At 44.8% G+C, this 18,407-nt stretch carries 18 protein-coding genes; 3 read left to right on the plus strand and 15 right to left on the minus strand.

Annotated features, from left to right (window positions below):
• Positions 1–60: 60 nt before the first annotated feature.
• The gene (gene rlmD / locus ACMAZD_RS14805) at positions 61–1,380 is read right to left on the minus strand and encodes a 23S rRNA (uracil(1939)-C(5))-methyltransferase RlmD (RefSeq protein WP_435247777.1); all 1,320 of its coding nucleotides are present in this window, start codon (positions 1,378–1,380) and stop codon (positions 61–63) included.
• A 165-nt stretch (positions 1,381–1,545) separates the two neighbouring features.
• Here rlmD and barA point away from each other — a divergent pair, with 165 nt between their 5' ends.
• Entirely contained in the window at positions 1,546–4,344 is a 2,799-nt protein-coding gene (gene barA / locus ACMAZD_RS14810) for a two-component sensor histidine kinase BarA (protein WP_435247778.1), read from the plus strand.
• A gap of 215 nt (positions 4,345–4,559) precedes the next feature.
• Here the strand turns inward: barA and acpS are convergent, their stop codons facing one another.
• From acpS to rpoE, 11 genes are all read right to left on the minus strand, one after another.
• Positions 4,560–4,940 (minus strand): holo-ACP synthase, encoded by a 381-nt coding sequence (gene acpS / locus ACMAZD_RS14815; RefSeq protein ID WP_017108146.1) that lies wholly within the window; start codon positions 4,938–4,940, stop codon positions 4,560–4,562.
• A gap of 85 nt (positions 4,941–5,025) precedes the next feature.
• Complete coding sequence (gene pdxJ / locus ACMAZD_RS14820) at positions 5,026–5,763, minus strand: pyridoxine 5'-phosphate synthase (protein WP_435247779.1); 738 nt, start codon at positions 5,761–5,763, stop codon at positions 5,026–5,028.
• Positions 5,760–6,488, minus strand: coding sequence for a DNA repair protein RecO (recO, locus tag ACMAZD_RS14825; protein ID WP_017108686.1), 729 nt, complete (start codon positions 6,486–6,488; stop codon positions 5,760–5,762). Before recO ends, pdxJ begins: the two co-directional genes overlap by 4 nt.
• A 102-nt stretch (positions 6,489–6,590) precedes the next feature.
• On the minus strand, positions 6,591–7,562 hold the full coding sequence (gene era, locus ACMAZD_RS14830) for a GTPase Era (protein ID WP_004735384.1): 972 nt from the start codon (positions 7,560–7,562) through the stop codon (positions 6,591–6,593).
• Complete coding sequence (gene rnc, locus ACMAZD_RS14835; protein ID WP_004735383.1) at positions 7,555–8,232, minus strand: ribonuclease III; 678 nt, start codon at positions 8,230–8,232, stop codon at positions 7,555–7,557. The genes era and rnc overlap by 8 nt, the downstream gene beginning before the upstream one ends.
• Before the next feature lie 26 nt (positions 8,233–8,258).
• Positions 8,259–9,155, minus strand: coding sequence for a signal peptidase I (gene lepB, locus ACMAZD_RS14840; protein WP_435247780.1), 897 nt, complete (start codon positions 9,153–9,155; stop codon positions 8,259–8,261).
• Between the two features lie 245 nt (positions 9,156–9,400).
• Positions 9,401–11,194 (minus strand): translation elongation factor 4, encoded by a 1,794-nt coding sequence (lepA, locus tag ACMAZD_RS14845; RefSeq protein WP_102361365.1) that lies wholly within the window; start codon positions 11,192–11,194, stop codon positions 9,401–9,403.
• A 137-nt stretch (positions 11,195–11,331) separates the two neighbouring features.
• Positions 11,332–11,802 carry a SoxR reducing system RseC family protein gene (locus ACMAZD_RS14850; protein ID WP_435247781.1) on the minus strand — a complete coding sequence of 157 codons (471 nt, stop codon included), beginning with the start codon at positions 11,800–11,802 and terminating at the stop codon, positions 11,332–11,334.
• Positions 11,799–12,761 carry a sigma-E factor regulatory protein RseB gene (rseB, locus tag ACMAZD_RS14855; RefSeq protein WP_435247782.1) on the minus strand — a complete coding sequence of 321 codons (963 nt, stop codon included), beginning with the start codon at positions 12,759–12,761 and terminating at the stop codon, positions 11,799–11,801. The genes ACMAZD_RS14850 and rseB overlap by 4 nt, the downstream gene beginning before the upstream one ends.
• The gene (locus tag ACMAZD_RS14860; RefSeq protein WP_435247783.1) at positions 12,758–13,378 is read right to left on the minus strand and encodes an RseA family anti-sigma factor; all 621 of its coding nucleotides are present in this window, start codon (positions 13,376–13,378) and stop codon (positions 12,758–12,760) included. Before ACMAZD_RS14860 ends, rseB begins: the two co-directional genes overlap by 4 nt.
• Positions 13,379–13,404: 26 nt before the next feature.
• Positions 13,405–13,983 (minus strand): RNA polymerase sigma factor RpoE, encoded by a 579-nt coding sequence (gene rpoE / locus ACMAZD_RS14865; RefSeq protein ID WP_008223963.1) that lies wholly within the window; start codon positions 13,981–13,983, stop codon positions 13,405–13,407.
• Positions 13,984–14,372: 389 nt separating this feature from the next.
• Here rpoE and nadB point away from each other — a divergent pair, with 389 nt between their 5' ends.
• Complete coding sequence (gene nadB / locus ACMAZD_RS14870; RefSeq protein ID WP_435247784.1) at positions 14,373–15,989, plus strand: L-aspartate oxidase; 1,617 nt, start codon at positions 14,373–14,375, stop codon at positions 15,987–15,989.
• A gap of 81 nt (positions 15,990–16,070) precedes the next feature.
• Here nadB and tnpA read toward each other — a convergent pair whose 3' ends face one another.
• The 3 genes from tnpA to ACMAZD_RS14885 form a co-directional block, all read right to left on the minus strand.
• A complete protein-coding gene (gene tnpA / locus ACMAZD_RS14875) occupies positions 16,071–16,499 on the minus strand; it encodes an IS200/IS605 family transposase (protein WP_140150538.1) in 429 nt (142 codons plus the stop codon).
• Positions 16,500–16,629: 130 nt separating this feature from the next.
• On the minus strand, positions 16,630–17,058 hold the full coding sequence (locus ACMAZD_RS14880; protein ID WP_435247785.1) for a protein YgfX: 429 nt from the start codon (positions 17,056–17,058) through the stop codon (positions 16,630–16,632).
• Complete coding sequence (locus ACMAZD_RS14885) at positions 17,006–17,266, minus strand: succinate dehydrogenase assembly factor 2 (RefSeq protein WP_435247786.1); 261 nt, start codon at positions 17,264–17,266, stop codon at positions 17,006–17,008. Before ACMAZD_RS14885 ends, ACMAZD_RS14880 begins: the two co-directional genes overlap by 53 nt.
• A 167-nt stretch (positions 17,267–17,433) precedes the next feature.
• Between ACMAZD_RS14885 and ygfZ the strand changes: the two genes are divergently transcribed.
• A complete protein-coding gene (ygfZ, locus tag ACMAZD_RS14890) occupies positions 17,434–18,405 on the plus strand; it encodes a tRNA-modifying protein YgfZ (protein WP_435247787.1) in 972 nt (323 codons plus the stop codon).
• Positions 18,406–18,407: the final 2 nt, after the last annotated feature.

The following is an 18,407-nucleotide window of genomic DNA, read 5'->3' on the forward strand; positions in this document are numbered from 1 at the left end:
ATATCGGTGCAGGCAGTCCCGCACCTTTGTAATACATTTTTAAGCCTTATTTAAGGACTTCTAAGCCTTAATAAAGAGAGCCATCGATTCGAGATGACTGGTATGAGGGAACATGTCCAACATGCCTAGCTTAGCCAATTGGTAGCCTTGTTTTTCCAAGCTCTCTGAATCTCTAGCTAGAGTAGCAGGATTACACGAAACATAAACCACACGCTTCGCTCTTAACCCTGAAATTTGATCAACGATCCCACTCGCTCCTGCACGTGCTGGATCAAGTAAGATTTTATCAAATCTTTCTTTTGCCCAAGGTTGTGAAGACAGCTCTTCTTCAAGGTTCGCTTGGAAGAATTCTGTATTACTTAATTGATTCAAAGCTGCGTTAGACGTTGCCTGTTGAACCATTTCATCGACACCTTCAACACCCACAACAAACGCAGATTGCTGTGCGATAGGTAGGCTGAAGTTTCCTAAGCCACAAAACAAGTCGAGCACTCGCTCATCAGCTTGAGGCTCCAACCATTCAATCGCTTGAGTGACCATCTGTTGATTGACCTTTTGATTCACTTGAATGAAGTGGTTTGGCTCAAAAGGCAAGGTTACGCCAGTTTCGCTATAGCTTGGCGTATCACCCATCAAACGAATCAACTTGTCAGTTTCTGGCATAGAATACAGCGTAGCGCCTTCTGTCTGAGCCAGCTCAATCAAAGATTGCTTATCTTTTTCAATCAAAGGCTTAAGGTGGCGTAGCACCATGACTGGACCAGTATCCCCGATCACTAATTCAACGTGTCCTAAAGAAGTAAGGTTGCTGAAAGTATTCAGTAAACTTTTCAGCTTTGGCAGCAAAGTATTAAGGCGAGGGTCAAGCACCGCACAATCGGTAATATTTTCAATCTGCTTGCTTTGCTTTTTGCGGAAACCAAACTGAAGTTTCTGTGTTTTCTTATCAACAAACAAGCTGATGCGCGCACGGCGGCGATAACCTGTTTCATCACCAATAATCGGTTCAACAACGTCTGTTTTATCCGTTTGATATTGGCTCATTAAATGGCTCAAAGACTGCGCCTTATGCTCTACCTGAGAGGAGTAGCCGAGATGCTGGAGATGGCAGCCACCGCACTGATTAAAGTGTTTACAGAAAGGCTTCAAACGCAGTTCGCTTGGCTCAAGTAATTTAATCAGTTTTGCTCGCGCAAATTTACTCTTACTCTCGATGAGCTGAATAACAACCTGCTCACCCGGCAATGCACCATCAATAAAAACGGGCTTATTTTTCTGATAAGCAATCCCTGCCCCATTGTGATCCATTCGTTCAACCAAAACCGATTGGTGCTTGGTCTCGAATTGAGTTTTCTTTTTTGGTTGAAAAAAACGTGCCATTGCTTGTGCCTAATGTATCTTTTAATAAGTAATTTGTATCCAGGACTCACTATTATGTCTTGGAATCATTGTCGAACGTCACGGCTTTGATTAAGCTTACCGTTCACTTAACCGCCATTGTGCGCGTTATTTTCCCATATCCAGACCTCGATGTAATTAAAGAACATGACCAGATATGGCTTAAGAGCCCGTGTAATTACCTTAACTCTAGCTCCAACCCTAATTATTGGGCTGCTATTGAGTGCATTTTTCTCATTTAACCGCTATCAAGACCTTGAGGGTCAGGTGGTTAACACTGGTACTAGCATTATAGAACCGCTTGCAATTGCGAGCGCATCTGGCATGCAACTCGAAAGCCGAGAGTCTGTTCGCCAGCTCATCAGCTATGCGCATCGAAAAAACTCTAACCTTGTGCGCAGCATCGCGGTGTTTGATGAACGCCATGAGTTGTTCGTAACCTCAAACTTCCACCCCGACTTTGAAAGCCTCACTTATCCCAAAGATAAGCCGATACCGCATTTGAGCTCGTCGAACCTGCTCGATAACACGCTGATTCTCAGGACGCCCATCATCGCTGAGGGGCAATACATCAACTCAGCCAATGGGCAATCGCAAGCGAACCAAGCGATCGGTTATATCGCAATTGAGCTCGACTTATCTTCATTACGATTACAGCAGTATCAAGAAGTATTCTCTGCTTTCTTGGTGTTGATTCTGGGACTTGGTTTATCGGGCGTGTTTGCGTTCCGCTTAATGCACGATGTAACTCAACCGATCACACACATGAAAAACATGGTTGACCGGATTCGACGCGGTCATCTCGATGTACGTATCGAAGGCAAGATGCATGGTGAGCTAGATTCACTGAAAAACGGTATCAACGCGATGGCGGTATCGCTGTCAGAGTATCACGTTGAGATGCAACACAGCATCGACCAAGCAACGTCTGATCTGCGTGAAACTCTAGAACAACTAGAGATTCAAAACGTTGAGTTGGACATTGCGAAAAAACGCGCTCAAGAAGCTGCGCGTGTTAAGTCTGAGTTCTTGGCAAATATGTCTCACGAATTAAGAACGCCGCTAAACGGTGTGATTGGCTTTACTCGCCAGATGCTTAAGACCCACCTATCGACCAGCCAAACCGATTACTTGCAGACCATTGAACGCTCTGCCAATAACCTACTCAGCATCATCAACGACATTCTGGATTTCTCGAAGTTGGAAGCCGGTAAATTAGCGCTCGAGAACATCCCATTTGAATTCCAAGCCAGCCTTGAAGAGGTTGTGAACCTTCAAGCGACCAATGCTCATGAGAAAGGTCTAGAATTGACACTTAAGATAGATCCGAAAGTGCCACCAGGCGTGGTTGGTGATCCACTGCGCATTCAGCAGATCCTAACCAACCTTGTTGGTAACTCAATCAAGTTTACCGAGCGTGGCAATATCGATATCAGTGTTGAACTTCGTTCTCAGACCGAAGACAACATCGAACTTCAATTCATGGTTCGGGACACCGGTATAGGTATATCGGAGCGTCAACAGGCTCAGCTATTCCAAGCCTTCAGCCAAGCAGATGCGAGTATCTCTCGTCGTTATGGTGGTACAGGCCTTGGTCTCGTTATCACACAGAAATTGGTAAGCCAAATGGGCGGTGAGATCAGCCTCACTAGCCGCCTGCACCAAGGTTCAACCTTCTGGTTTACTTTAAGGCTATCAACGACTGATATGCCAATGACCGAGCTTATCGAAACTCAATGCCTACAAGACAAACAGTTGTTGTTGATCGAGCCGAACATGCAAGCCGCATCAATCACTCAGCAGATCTTGACCCAAGCAGGGCTAGTCGTCACTTATCGTTCAGTGATGCCTGACGAAAGCACCTCTTATGACTACGTATTACTTAACCTTGCCGCAAATCAAGAGTACCAACTTGATACCGTCAGTGGTTGGGCGATTGGTGCTAAGAAGATTGCTCAGAACGTCATTATTGGTACACCAAGTACCGAACTTGCATTAGGTGAGCAATTGATGAAAGAGGTCGATGTTCAATGCATCACCAAACCTCTCTCTCGGAAGAAGCTGCTGCAAACTCTGATCTCTAATCAAGCACCAACCTTGATTGCACCAGCAATTGAAACGCACTCAGAAGAGAAGCTACCGTTAACAGTACTGGCGGTAGACGATAACCCAGCCAACCTTAAGTTGATTACTGCGTTATTGAAAGAGCGCGTGGAAACCGTGATCAGCTGTACTAACGGTCAACAAGCGATCGACAAAGCGACTAGCACACCATTTGATATCATCTTCATGGATATCCAAATGCCACAAATGGATGGGGTGACCGCTTGTAAGCACATTAAGAAACTCGCTAACAACGCCAACACACCGATTATCGCGGTGACCGCGCACGCCATGATGGGTGAGCGAGATCGACTGCTAGCTGCAGGCATGGATGATTACCTCACCAAGCCTATCGAAGAGCATGTCTTACAGCAGGTTCTGCTCCATTGGAGCCCAGCTTCAGAGGTTGAGCATATCAATAAGATAGACCCAGAACATCCTGCCGTCGCAGTTGAGATAGATAGTAGCCAACCGCAAGAAGCAGAAGCGAACGTGCACAAAAATATCATCATTGATTGGCAGGCCGCAATGAAGCAAGCCGCTAACAAAGAGGATCTTGCACGCGATATGCTGCGGATGTTAGTGGACTTTATTCCTGAGGTTTATGAAGCCGCAGAGAAAGCGATAGAAGACAATGACTTCCCTATTGAAGAACTGATACATATCATCCACAAAATGCATGGCAGTAGCTCATACAGCGGCGTACCAAGACTAAAATCAGTCTGTGCCACGATAGAGAAAGAGCTACGCTCAGGTACTTCCATTGAGGCGATTGAGCCAGAGCTATTTGAATTACAGGATGAATTAGACAAAGTTCAGGCAACAGCGATCCATTACTTATAGCCGACTTAGAGCTAAAAGTTAACGGTTGGTAGTTGGTAGTTGGTAGTTGGTAGTTGGTAGGAAACTGTAACGCGTTCAGATAATAAAAAAGCAGAGCCATGAGCTCTGCTTTTTATAACTGGAATATTTGGTCAGTGTTAGTCAGTTTATTCGTGGTCTAAACATGCTCGTAACTAAACATGCTCGTAGTCTAAACACATGGCTCAATTCAAAGCTTACGACTCAAGTAATACCGTCGCCACCGCGTAGTGGCGCTCATCGGAAATCGTCAGATGAATCGACTTTGTTCCATTCGCCAATGCGATTTCCTGAGCTTTTTTATGCAAGCTCAGCACTGGCTTACCATGCTCGTCGTTCGAGATTTCGAAGTCATGAAAAGTAACACCCAGTGCGATGCCTGTACCCAGCGCTTTTGATGCTGCTTCTTTAGCCGCAAAACGCTTCGCAAGGTAACGCCCTTTTTGCTTAAGCTGCTGGAATACTTCAAATTCAGAATCCGTCAAAATACGTTTAGCGAAAGCCTCACCACTTCGTGACAGTGCTTTTTCTACACGTTCTATTTCTGCGATATCTGTACCTAATCCAACAACAGCCATGTTTACCTTAATATCAAACTTCGATTTATTGATTCTATTGGTTTTTGATTAACCACTAACACTTAACTACTTACTAATTAAAAAGTTAAGCGTTGTTGCGTGCTGTTTCCATCACGGCTTTCATGTCTGCAACGGCTTTGTTCAAACCATCAAACACTGCGCGTCCCATGATCGAGTGACCGATGTTCAGCTCGTAGATCTCTGGAAGTGCCGCAATCGGTGCTACGTTGTGGTAAGTCAGACCATGGCCAGCATTGACGGTGATACCAAGATCGTCTGCGTAACTTGCGCCTGCAGCAATCTTTTTCAGCTCGTCTTGTTGATCTTCTTCTGTTTTCGCATCGGCATAATGGCCAGTGTGCAGCTCAATGAACGGTGCGCCACACGCTTTTGCTGCGTCGATTTGCTCACGATCTGCATCGATAAATAGAGAGACCTTGATACCCGCTGCCGACAGCTTTTGCGTTGCTGCTTTGATCTTCTCAAGTTGACCAACCACATCCAAGCCACCTTCAGTAGTTAGCTCTTCACGCTTTTCTGGAACTAGACAAACGAACTCTGGATTAGTATCGAGTGCAATTTGAACCATCTCGTCCGTCACTGCCATCTCTAAGTTCATGCGAGTCTGGATTGTCTCAGCAAGAATACGTACATCGCGATCAACAATATGACGGCGGTCTTCACGCAGGTGAATGGTGATGCCGTCAGCACCAGCGCGCTCAGCAATTTCAGCTGCGTGTACTGGATCTGGGTATTTAGTACCACGTGCATTACGCAGTGTTGCAATATGGTCGATATTAACGCCTAAAAGGATTGAGCTCATTTTCCAATACTCCGTGCTCTAGAGAGGGCTATTGTTGGCATAAATAGCTCTCTACTTTTTAATGGTTTACCGCCAAGATACGGCTTTAAGGCTATGCGTGTAAAGCGTTTTGCCGCTTTTAACTGCTCTTTAGTGATAAACCTACGTTCGCTGATTGCGATAAGTTCATCGCCCATAAAAGTTAGGTTATCTCGACGTACCGATGCGATAAAACCTTTCTGCTCTCGATAACGATAAGTCATGCTCGGATCAATCGGCTCACCGGTACCCGCACAGTGTAAAAAGTCGACGCCATACCCCATAGCGGAAAGTAGAGCCAATTCAAAACGACGTAGCGCTGGCTCAGGATTCTCATTATGAGCGAGTTCTGTTAAGGCATGAAGATAGTCATGAAAAAATGCGGGCATCGCCACTTCAGCCATCAACACTCGCCCAACTAACTCGTTAACGTACATTGCTGAATACAGATTAATACCGGCAAGAGGGAGTCCCAAGCTGATCGGTTCTGCTTGGCGCAACGTTTTCATTGAACCATTACCAGACCACTTAAGCAGCAGAGGCGTAAAAGGTTGCAATGCACCTTTCAAATTAGAACGCTTACTCCGCGCACCTTTAGACATCAACGTCACCCGACCGTATTCTTCACTGAAGACGTCCAGAATCAGGCTCGACTCACTGTATGGTCGACGGTGCAACACAAAGCATCGCTGTAACCCTTCGCTCAATATCTTACCCTTCTTACAGATACAAAAAGAGAGAGTTCGCACTCTCTCTTGTATTTATATTCAATTCAACTTTCTTAATATCAGAAAGTGACGTTCAATATATTATAGATCGTCGATGTAGCCTAACGAGCGAAGTGCACGCTCATCGTCAGCCCAACCAGACTTAACTTTAACCCAAGTCTCTAGGTAAACCTTACGACCGAATAGTTCTTCCATATCGATACGAGCTTCACGACCAATCGTTTTGATCTTCTCGCCCGCTTTACCAATCACCATCTTCTTCTGACCAGTACGTTCAACAAGAATCAAAGCATTGATGTGGAAACCATCATTATCTGGGTTGTAATCAAAACGCTCGATTTCAACCGTTACTGAGTAAGGTAGCTCTTCGCCCGTGAATCGCATCAGTTTTTCACGGATGATTTCAGAGGCCATAAAGCGCTGTGAACGATCCGTTACGTACTCTTCAGGGAAGTGATGCGTCGCTTTTGGTAAAGAATTACGAACGTGCTTACGCAGTACATCGATATTCTTACCTTGTTTCGCTGAGATTGGCACAACATCAAGGAAGTCCATCTTCTTAGACACTTCCATCATGTGTTGCATTACGTCAGTACGGTCTTGAACGTTGTCTACCTTGTTAATACAAAGGACGACTGGGAAATCTGTTTTTCTCAGCTTGTTCAGTACCATTTCATCGTCGTCAGTCCAATGAGTACCGTCAACAAGGAAAAATACTAGGTTCACATCGCTCAGTGAGCTGTTCGCCGCACGGTTCATCAAACGGTTGATTGCACGCTTTTCTTCGATGTGAAGTCCAGGAGTATCAACGTAGATCGCTTGGTAATCACCTTCAGTTTCTACGCCCATAATACGGTGGCGTGTCGTCTGAGGCTTACGTGATGTGATCGAGATTTTCTGACCCAAAATATGGTTCAGAAGCGTCGATTTACCTACGTTTGGTCGACCCACGATAGCGATGAAGCCACAGTGTTGGTTTTCCGGTAGGCCCGTTTTTTTGCTATCAGATGAAAAGAATGCATCGATATCGAAATCTTGATTGTTATCAGACATTGCTTAGTTGCTCTAATGCTGTTTCAGCAGCCGCTTGTTCTGCCTTGCGGCGGCTAGTGCCTTTACCGATAACAGGTTTATCCACACCTGCCACTTCACACTCAACCGTAAACTCTTGGTTGTGTGCTTCACCTTTAATATTAGTCACTGTGTAGACAGGTAGGGGATTTCTTCGACCTTGTAAAAACTCTTGTAGGCGAGTTTTCGGATCCTTTTGAGATACACCAGGCTGAATAGACTCTAGGCGAGATTGGTACCAGCTTAAAATAATGCGGCGAACAACCTCGGTATCACTATCCAAATAGACAGCACCGATGATCGCTTCTACTGCATCCGCTAGAATAGAATCACGACGGAAACCGCCACTCTTCAACTCACCTGGACCTAATTTTAAGTAATCTCCTAGTTCGAATTCACGACCTAGTTCTGCCAATGTATGACCACGTACTAATGTTGCGCGCATGCGGCTCATATCACCTTCGTTTACCTTAGGGAAACGGTGGTAAAGATCATCAGCGATAACAAAACTTAAAATTGAATCGCCCAGAAACTCAAGACGTTCGTTGTGTTTACCTGCGGCGCTGCGGTGAGTCAGCGCCAGATGGATAAGATCGGCATCATTAAACTGATAGCCAATCTTTCTCTCTAGTTTATCAATTGGAGAATTCATGCTCTCTCGATGTGTTATGTGATCGATTAGTGAATCCCACCGATGCGATTAAAACGCACACCAGTAGGAATCCATGTTGGAAGTACACTGTCTGAACCGCGTTCGAATTCGAAGCTGATCCAAATAGCAACGGCCTTACCAACAAGGTTTGCTTCAGGGACAAAGCCCCAGTAACGGCTATCAGCACTGTTGTCACGGTTATCACCCATCACAAAGTATTGGCCTTCTGGAACGATCCACTCGTTAACACCATTGCGGGGTTGATATGCTTGCACACGATCACGACGTAATGGGTTAACTAAAATTTGGTGCTCCACGTCACCCAGCTGTTCATTCAGCTGAATCAGAGGCACACCGTCTTGAATAAATTGGCTTTCTTCAACGTGACTTAGTTTCACTGGTTCACAGCTACTTGTACCCTTCGCTTGAATGCAAACCTCTTTGCGGCTGCTGTAGCGAATGGTGTCGCCAGGCATACCAACAACACGTTTGATGTAGTCGATATTCGGCTGAGGTGGGTACTTAAATACGATTGAATCACCGCGTTCTGGCTTGCCTGTTTCGACCAGTTGAGTGCGCCAAACTGGGTCTTTTAGACCGTACGCGTACTTCTCTACTAAGATGAAATCACCAACCAAAAGGGTTGGCATCATCGAACCAGATGGGATTTGAAACGGTTCATAGATGAATGAACGCAAGATCAAAACAAATGCAATTACCGGGAAAATGGACACACTGTTCTCAACCCACCAAGGCTGAGCCGTAACTTTTGCGCTGGTTGCAGCGTCTAGGCCATTCGATTGTGCTTCAACGTTAGCCAGTTTTTGTTGGCGCTTCTTCGCCCACACAAACTTTTCCAACGCCCATATAATGCCGGTCACTAGAGTTACGATCACTAAGATAAGCGAAAATGTATTAGCCATTGATATCCCTTAAATTTCATTTCTTTAAAAATAACGAAAGTGAAAGAGTATAACCCTTTCACTCTGCTTAATATTTCTAATCTGTATCAATCATGCTGACTAAATGCTGGGGAGATTACGCAGGAAGAATCGTTTAGTTCGAGGCGCAAAGTGCAGTGACTAGTGGGCCTAATTGCAATCTTTGCAACAAAGAAATAAACGATTTTAACCAGTAATGTTCAGCAGATAGTTAGTGCGATTGATACCTAGTCTTTACCAACATGAAGAATCGCTAAGAATGCTTCTTGAGGCAGTTCAACGTTACCGATCTGCTTCATACGCTTCTTACCTTCTTTTTGTTTCTTAAGAAGTTTCTTCTTACGACTGATATCACCACCGTAACATTTTGCGATTACGTTCTTACGCAGTTGTTTCACTGTAGAACGAGCAATGATGTGGTTACCAATCGCTGCTTGAATCGCGATATCAAACATTTGACGAGGGATGAATTCTTTCATCTTCTCAACCAATAGACGACCACGAGACTGTGCAATGTCTTTGTGCGTAATGATAGCCAGTGCATCAACTGTTTCGCCATTAAGCAATACGTCTACACGAACCATGTTCGACATTTCAAAACGTTGGAAGTTGTAATCCAGTGACGCATAGCCACGAGATGTTGATTTCAAACGGTCGAAGAAGTCTAGAACTACTTCAGCCATTGGCAGGTCGTAAGTCACTGCAACTTGCTTTCCGTGATAAACCATATCAACTTGAACACCACGTTTTTCTACACATAAGGTAATTACGTTACCTAGGTAGTCAGACGGTACAAGGATATTACAACGAGCGATAGGCTCACGAATTTCTTCTACATCATTAGTCGCAGGCAGTTTAGCCGGGCTATCAACGTAAAGAATGCTGCCATCCGTTTTTACAACTTCGTACACTACGGTTGGTGCCGTTGTGATTAAGTCTAGGTCGTATTCACGCTCTAAACGCTCTTGGATGATCTCCATGTGAAGCATTCCTAAGAAGCCACAACGGAAACCAAAGCCAAGTGCTGCTGAACTTTCTGGTTCGTAGAACAGTGATGCATCGTTCAGGCTTAATTTGCCTAGTGCGTCACGGAAGTTTTCGTAGTCGTCAGACGATACTGGGAATAGACCTGCGTATACCTGAGGCTTCACTTTTTGGAAACCAGGTAGACGTTCAGTGCTGCCGCCTTTTGCAAGCGTCAACGTATCACCAACAGGTGCGCCAAGGATGTCTTTAATACCACAAACAACCCAACCAACTTCGCCAGTATTTAGCTCAGTTGTGTCGATTTGCTTAGGTGTGAAGATACCTAGACGGTCAACACCCCAAACTTGGTCTGTCGACATCACTTTAATCTTGTCGTTCTTCTTCAGCTTACCGTTCTTGATACGAACCAAAGAAACAACACCTAAATAGTTATCGAACCAAGAGTCGATGATCAGCGCTTGTAGTGGCGCTTCTGGATCACCTTCTGGTGGTGGGATAGCCGTTACGATGTTTTCAAGAACGTCGTCAACACCGATACCGGTTTTTGCAGAACAACGAGTCGCTTCCATCGCATCGATACCAACGATCTCTTCGATTTCTTCAGCAACACGCTCAGGTTCAGCCGCAGGTAAGTCAATCTTGTTCAAGATTGGCACTACTTCCAGTTCCATTTCGATCGCGGTGTAACAATTTGCTAGAGTTTGTGCTTCAACACCTTGACCAGCATCCACAACCAATAGCGCGCCTTCACAAGCGGCTAGAGAACGAGATACTTCGTAAGAGAAATCTACGTGTCCTGGAGTGTCGATAAAGTTAAGTTGGTAAGTTTCACCATCTTTCGCTTTGTAATCTAAAGTCACACTCTGCGCTTTAATTGTAATACCACGCTCGCGTTCTATATCCATAGAATCGAGGACTTGAGCTGCCATCTCACGTTCACTTAACCCTCCACAAACTTGGATTAAGCGGTCAGAAAGGGTCGACTTACCGTGGTCGATGTGGGCGATAATCGAAAAATTACGAATGTGCTTCATAGGCTTGGTGTGACTAAACTCTTTGAATAGGGATAATAAGAAAGCCGCGACGCGTCCAATCTACAGTCAGCATTGGTGGCGGCATTTCAATCAAGTTGGCAGATTCTACCCAATTTAAGGGCAAGAAGCATCATAAATTAGACGAGAGGCTCGCCTAGGATTCGAATCAAGACGACTTCTTGCTTGGATTTGTCTTCCATAGGTTTGGCTAAGCGCTTCGCTAAGGCAATACCACCAGCCGTAAACAGCGCAGCACTTAAGATAACAATGCCCTCGCCCTCTTGGAGTAAGGGTTGTAACAAGAGTTGCCCAAAACCAGCACCAATCATCAACATGAAAAGTGGAATGAGGTAAACAATCGCCGCCGACTGAAGTAGGCTTTTTTCTGGAAAGCCAATTTCTACGATTTGTCCTGTTTTAACTAAACTTTTGGTTTTAAGCCGCCAAAACAAAGATTTATTGCCGACAGCTTTAGTGACAATACCAGTTCCACAGCTTTTTTGAGAAGAACAGCTACTGCAACTGGTTTGTTGTTCGCAGCTCAGATGAACAAAAAATTGCTTACCTTTTTGTTCGACTGAGCTGACGGTAGCAAGCGCGGTCATCATTGCGCTGCAACCGAATTAGCAAACTTGATCGATAGAGCAATACGCTTAGCGGTTGCTGGCGGAATGTCACCCACCACAGAGATCTCGCGGTCTCCATTCACTAAACTGTGTAACGTTCTGCGTCCTTGACGCACCAACTGACCTTTCAATGAATGTTCATCTTTATCGGCAACGTACACCGAGAAACTGAATAATCCATCACTGAACAGTTGGCTCTCAACCATTTTATTGGTTGCCGCCATTGGATAACGACTGAGTTCTTTTGACTTAAAGCCTTCGGGTATCCAAGACACTTCCCAGTTCGTTTCACTCACTAAGCCTTCAGGTAATGACAGTACTTTCGGTAATTGAGCACTATTCAAGCCTCCCATCGCTTCTGCAATTTTGTCATTCACCACGTAAGAAATAGTGCGGTACTGTTCTAAAACTTCACCGTCACGATCAAGAAGATCGGCACGTAAAGGAAGATTGGTTTTTTCGTCAACCCATACGACATAAGAGTAGCGAAGCCCATCTTTCGGAACCACTCGCAATACTTGAGTGGTACTTCCAGCTTCACGAGCTCGACCCACTTTCACGAAATCGTAGTAGTCGTTAAGCGCGTCAATATCTCGGTTAATCATAGGAATGACAGGCGCAACCATACTGCCAGACTGGATAGTGAATGGTTCTGTACCCGGTTCTATATAGCTAACTTCGTCGCCACGTCGAATGACTTCGCGAACAGGGCCACTTAAGTAAGCAAGGTGTGCGAGTTGTTGGTCGTCGTTGACTGCATGACGATAAAGCAGAGGTTCAATACTGCTCTTCTTTATCAAAATATAGGAGAGTTCGTAATTTAGATGCTGACTGGCCTCGTTCATTTGATGCAATAACGCCTTTGCAGTAATTTCCTCTGCAAAGGCCGTTGGAGACATCAAGCTGAACAGTGTCAGTGCACTGACCAGAATTTTCTTCATTCAATGTCCGATTCTAGATGTGCATCTTGCATTGGCGATGCATCACTGTTTAATCTTAGCTGTAACTCATAATCTTCTAACAATGCATGAACGCGTTTGCGCTGCTCTTGCAAATTAGCTTCAGATGCTGGTTTCTCAACAGAGTCACGCGTTAAGCTTACTGGTTCAGCAGAACCCGCAAACGGAATCGTCTGGAGTACAGGCAGCTGTTCTGCTGCTGGGTCACTACCACCATATTGTTGAACACCTAACACAACAGCTAGAGAAACACAGGCTGCAACGGCAACTTGTCCAAACTGTTGTAACCAAGCAGGAAGCTGGCGCTTCGCTTGTTGAGGTTTCGGTTGTTCTTCAACTGGAGCAACAACAGGTTCTACATTCACTTGGTGCAAGTTCGACATTGAACCATGTGCTGGCTCGCTTTCAAGCGCAGCGGCAACACTGTTAGCAATGTTCCAACCTTGACTTTCTGGCGCATCCCCACGCATTACATCACCAATTAAATGGTAATTCTGCCAGGTATCCATGCTTTCTTGATCAGACTCCAACTCTGCAATCAGAGCTTTGTCGATCATTTCTCCATCCATGAGTGTCGAAAGCTTTTCTTTATCAGCCATTATTTTCACCATAATTATTACAAGTTCTAGCGTTGTAAAAGAGGTTTAATTTTCTTTTCCACTGCTTCACGAGCTCGGAAAATACGCGAACGTACGGTTCCTACAGGGCAATCCATTACTTCTGCAATCTCTTCGTAGCTCAAACCTTCGAGCTCACGCAGCGTCATTGCAGTTTTTAAGTCTTCTGGTAACGCTTCAATCGCACCAAAAACGACCTGTTTCAATTCTTTGGACAGCGTTAAGTTCTCAGGGTTCGATATTTCTTTTAACGCGCTGCCTGTTTCGTAATATTCTGCATCTTCTGCATCAACATCTGTTGCTGGCGGCCTGCGGCTCTGAGCAACAATATGATTTTTAGCGGTGTTCACGGCAATTCGGTACAACCATGTATAGAAGGCACTTTCGCCACGAAAATTAGGTATCGCGCGGTAAGCTTTAATAAAAGCTTCTTGTGCTACGTCAGGTACATCACCAGAATTATTCACGTATCGAGAGATAAGGTTACAAACTTTATTTTGGTACTTAACCACTAGTAAGTTAAATGCCTGCTTATCTCCACTCTGCACTCGCTCAATCAACACTTGATCGGTTAGCTGCTCGTTCATTCGAGCGGGTACTCCTATTGTTATAACCCTTACCTTCGCAGATATGGGTACTAATTATGCAAAATGTAGTATTGACACCACCGTCTACAAGAGCACTATTGTGACTAAGCCAAATACTGAAAGTTCCAACTTTCTTAAAATTATTTGCCATTATTGTTTCACAATGTGATGTAATAAAAATAGCTATCCCTATTAATTTGGGGAAACTTGAGCAAAAGCAATGGTATTGAGCAATTAAATATTTCTAGATAGCTGTCTATATCTTGATTTTGCATAGCGTTTTAGGATGGTACTCTGGGGATTATAACAGTCTTACCCCAACTCCTAAAACAAGACAGAGTCAATTGAGAGTGGACAACTCTACTATAGCCCGGGATTTAATAAGTTTTATGAACGCAAACCGTGAACATCAGTGTGATGTATTAGTGGTAGGAAGTGGTGCGGCCGGCTTGTCATTAGCCTTACGTGTAGCAGAACATGCAAAAGTAATTGTATTAAGCAAAGGACCACGTAGCGAAGGATCGACGTATTACGCACAAGGTGGTATTGCCGCGGTATTCGATGAATCAGACAGTATTGAGTCTCACGTAGAAGATACTCAAATTGCGGGTGCTGGGCTATGTGAAGAAGATACAGTTCAATTCATTGCTGAAAATGCAAAAGAGTGTGTGCAGTGGCTAATTGATGGCGGTGTTCCATTTGATAAAGATGAGAACAGCACTGAAGGCCAACCTAAATATCACCTCACTCGTGAAGGTGGACACAGCCACCGTAGAATTTTGCACGCTGCCGATGCAACTGGCATGGCAATGCAAACCTCACTACAAGACAACGTCAATAATCACCCAAACATCGAGATCTTCGAACGCCATAATGCGCTTGATTTGATCACAGAAGATAAAGTCGGTGGCTCTAAAGACAAAGTTATCGGTGCCTACATCTGGAACCGTAACCAAGAACACGTAGAAACCGTGCGCGCTAAATTTGTGGTACTAGCAACTGGCGGCGCTTCCAAAGTTTATCAATACACTTCAAACCCTGATGTCTCTTCAGGTGATGGGATTGCTATTGCTTGGCGTGCAGGTTGTCGTGTCGCAAACCTCGAATTCAACCAATTCCACCCAACGTGTCTATTCCATCCAGAAGCACGTAACTTCCTTCTAACGGAAGCATTGCGTGGTGAGGGTGCTTACTTACGTCGCCCTGATGGTTCAAGATTCATGAAGGACTTCGACGAGCGTGGTGAACTGGCACCTCGTGATGTGGTTGCTCGTGCGATTGACTTCGAAATGAAGCGTTTAGGCGCAGACTGCATGTATGTAGACATCAGCCACAAGCCTGAAGAATTCATCACCGCGCATTTCCCAATGATCCACACGCGTTTGATGGATTTGGGTATCGACATGACCAAAGAGCCGATCCCTATCGTACCGGCTGCCCACTATACCTGTGGTGGTGTAATGGTGAATAAGCAAGGTCAAACCGATCTCACTAACTTATATGCGATTGGCGAAGTCAGCTATACTGGCCTGCACGGTGCAAACCGTATGGCTTCAAACTCACTGCTTGAGTGTGTGGTATACGCATGGGCAGCAGCGAAAGATATTGTTGAGAACATCGACCAATCTCAACTGTGCGCTGAACTGCCTGCATGGGATGAAAGCCAAGTCACCAACAGCGATGAAGAGGTGATCATTCAGCACAACTGGCACGAGCTAAGGCTGTTCATGTGGGATTATATGGGTATTGTTCGAACGGATAAACGTCTAGAACGTGCAATGCGACGTATTCAGATGCTGCAGCAAGAAACTCATGAGTACTACAGCTACTTTAAGGTTTCGAACAACCTACTTGAACTGCGCAACTTATTGCAAGTGGCTGAACTGATGGTGCGTTGTGCGATGCAACGTAAAGAGAGCCGAGGTCTGCACTATACGTTGGATTACCCAGAGCTTGCAGAAGACTGCAGTCCAACCATTCTCACACCAGAGAGAAACCAGTCATAAACATTGGTTAAAAATTGTTAGCGACTTAATACGTTAACCAAAATCAGTAGATACCCCCGTGCATGCACGGGGTACTTACTGTTACAACTCCATGCGGAGTTGACCAGAATCCTTTTCGCCCTGGTGTCTAACGTAATTCGCTATAACTTGTTCATTCACGCCTACGCTACTGACAAAGTAACCTGGCGACCACACAATGTTCTCTTTCCAGTAAACCTTACTTAGCCAACTGAACGTTTTTCGCATGTGGTGCGACGATTGGCTTTTTAGTTTACCCATGACGTCTGAAATACTGTATTTCGGTGGGATAAGCATCATCATATGCAGATGATCTTCATCAAAGCCTATCGTCTCAATCTCAACGCCAGGTAAACTTCGCAGTAACTTTGGCATAACCTTCCGTAGGTAGCTGCACATACCAGGATTCAGGATTTTCCGACGGTACTTAGTTACCCAAACTACGTGATACTTCGTGTAGTAGACACTATGGGATGAGGTGTAATATTGCATTTATCCATCGTACCGTCTCCAAAGGCATTCATCCACGGGTAAACCCGTGGTTTTCTGTATCCACAGAATAAAATGAAAGGGAGCCAAGTGCTCTCTTTTCTTTTATCTACGCTTTCTTTTATTTGATGCTCTAGTTTATCTCGCGGGAGCGTTGTAGGTTTGCCAGAAAATGTCGATACTCACGCTCATCACAACTATCTCGCCATAACAGGACTGAATGTCCACATTCAAAACTCAGCTTAACGAAAAATTGCGCCCAAACCTTATCGACGGTCTTGAGAACATAACGTTGGTCATTCAATCTAACTTCCCCATCGAGCTTGTAATCGAAACAGCCTTGAGCCGCATTAACCACAACCGCATCGGTTTTGAATAAAGAAATCATGAGATACAAACAGTAGAGGCTGGCAACAAGAGGGATAGAAGAGAATACGATGAAAAACAAAAGGCACCCAAAAATAGTGCCTTTTGCAAATAATGCGGAATATGAAGGGTTAAGCTGAAGCCTAACGAACCTTGCTGAGATTATGCGCGACAATTTTATCAACCATTGATGCATGACCTAGGTTTTCACTGCGCCCGTGTCCCATCACCCAAGTAAACAGATCTGGGTCATCACACTCTAATAGAGAAACAAACTCGCGCTGTTCCTGCTCTTGCAATGAATCAAAACACTCTTCAAAAAATGGCATGATGACTACATCAAGTTCTAACATGCCGCGACGGCAACCCCATTTAACTCGTGCTTTCTGCTCTGCAGTGTACATTGGCTATCCTCACCTATAGTTTTTCTTTTTCGGAGTGTAACAAGTCATACGCTCTGCAACTACTATGTGAGTCACAGTCCCTATCAAAGCTCACAAAAAAACCTTGGCTGACAAAGAAACAGAACCGGATTAACATAGAGCCAAATAAAATTCTTAGGAAAGATAAAATGGATTGGAAAAACACATTTCAGCCGCTCGCTCATACGCAAAATGAATCGCTGCCAAAACTGATGATGACACACGTGTCAGATTGGAGCGCAATCACCATGATAGGCGATGACAAAAAGTCGTACCTACAAGGTCAAGTTACGTGCGATGTCGTCACTCTTCCTAATGATGAATCTACATTAGGTGCGCATTGTGATGCGAAAGGAAAGGTATGGAGTATCTTTCGCTTGTTCCACCACAACGGTGGCTATGCACTCATGCAGCCTAAATCGGCAATTGAAGTCGAGCTAGTTGAAATCAAGAAATACGCCGTATTCTCTAAGGTTGATATCGAGCAAACGTCTGATGTTGTTATCGGTGTGATGGGCGCGTCAGCTGCTCAATACATTGACTCGATTTCAGAAAGCCAAGGTAAAGTGCGTGTTATTTCTGGTGGTACAGCGGTTCAAGTCTCCGACAACCGTTGGGCTCTACTTGTTACGCAAGAAGCAGCCGAAACTTTGGTATCAAGCAGCACAGCAGAAAAAGTATCGGAAGCGCTTTGGCAGTATTATGAAATTCTTGATGCTCAACCGAACCTATCGAAAGCAGAGCAAAACGAACACATCCCTCAAGCACTTAATCTGCAAGCAATTGGCGGTATCAGCTTTTCAAAAGGCTGCTACACAGGTCAAGAAACGGTTGCTCGTGCTAAGTACCGTGGCATGAACAAGCGTGAAATGCGCATTGTTTCTGGAACGACTTCAGATGTACTGTCTCTAGAGAATAAGATTGAACTAGAACGCAGCGTGGGTGAAAACTGGCGCGGTACAGGCCGATTATTAAACGTGTATCAGTTTGCTGATAGCCACGCGATTGGTTTGATGGTATTGCCAAACAACCTTGATGACGATGTTCAGCTTCGATTGGCTGCGCAGCCTGATCAAGTGTGGAACATTCTGCCACTGCCTTACAGCCTTGATGAAGAGTAACC

The sequence above is a fragment of the Vibrio sp. nBUS_14 genome, assembly GCF_051201655.1.
Lineage (GTDB): Bacteria > Pseudomonadota > Gammaproteobacteria > Enterobacterales > Vibrionaceae > Vibrio.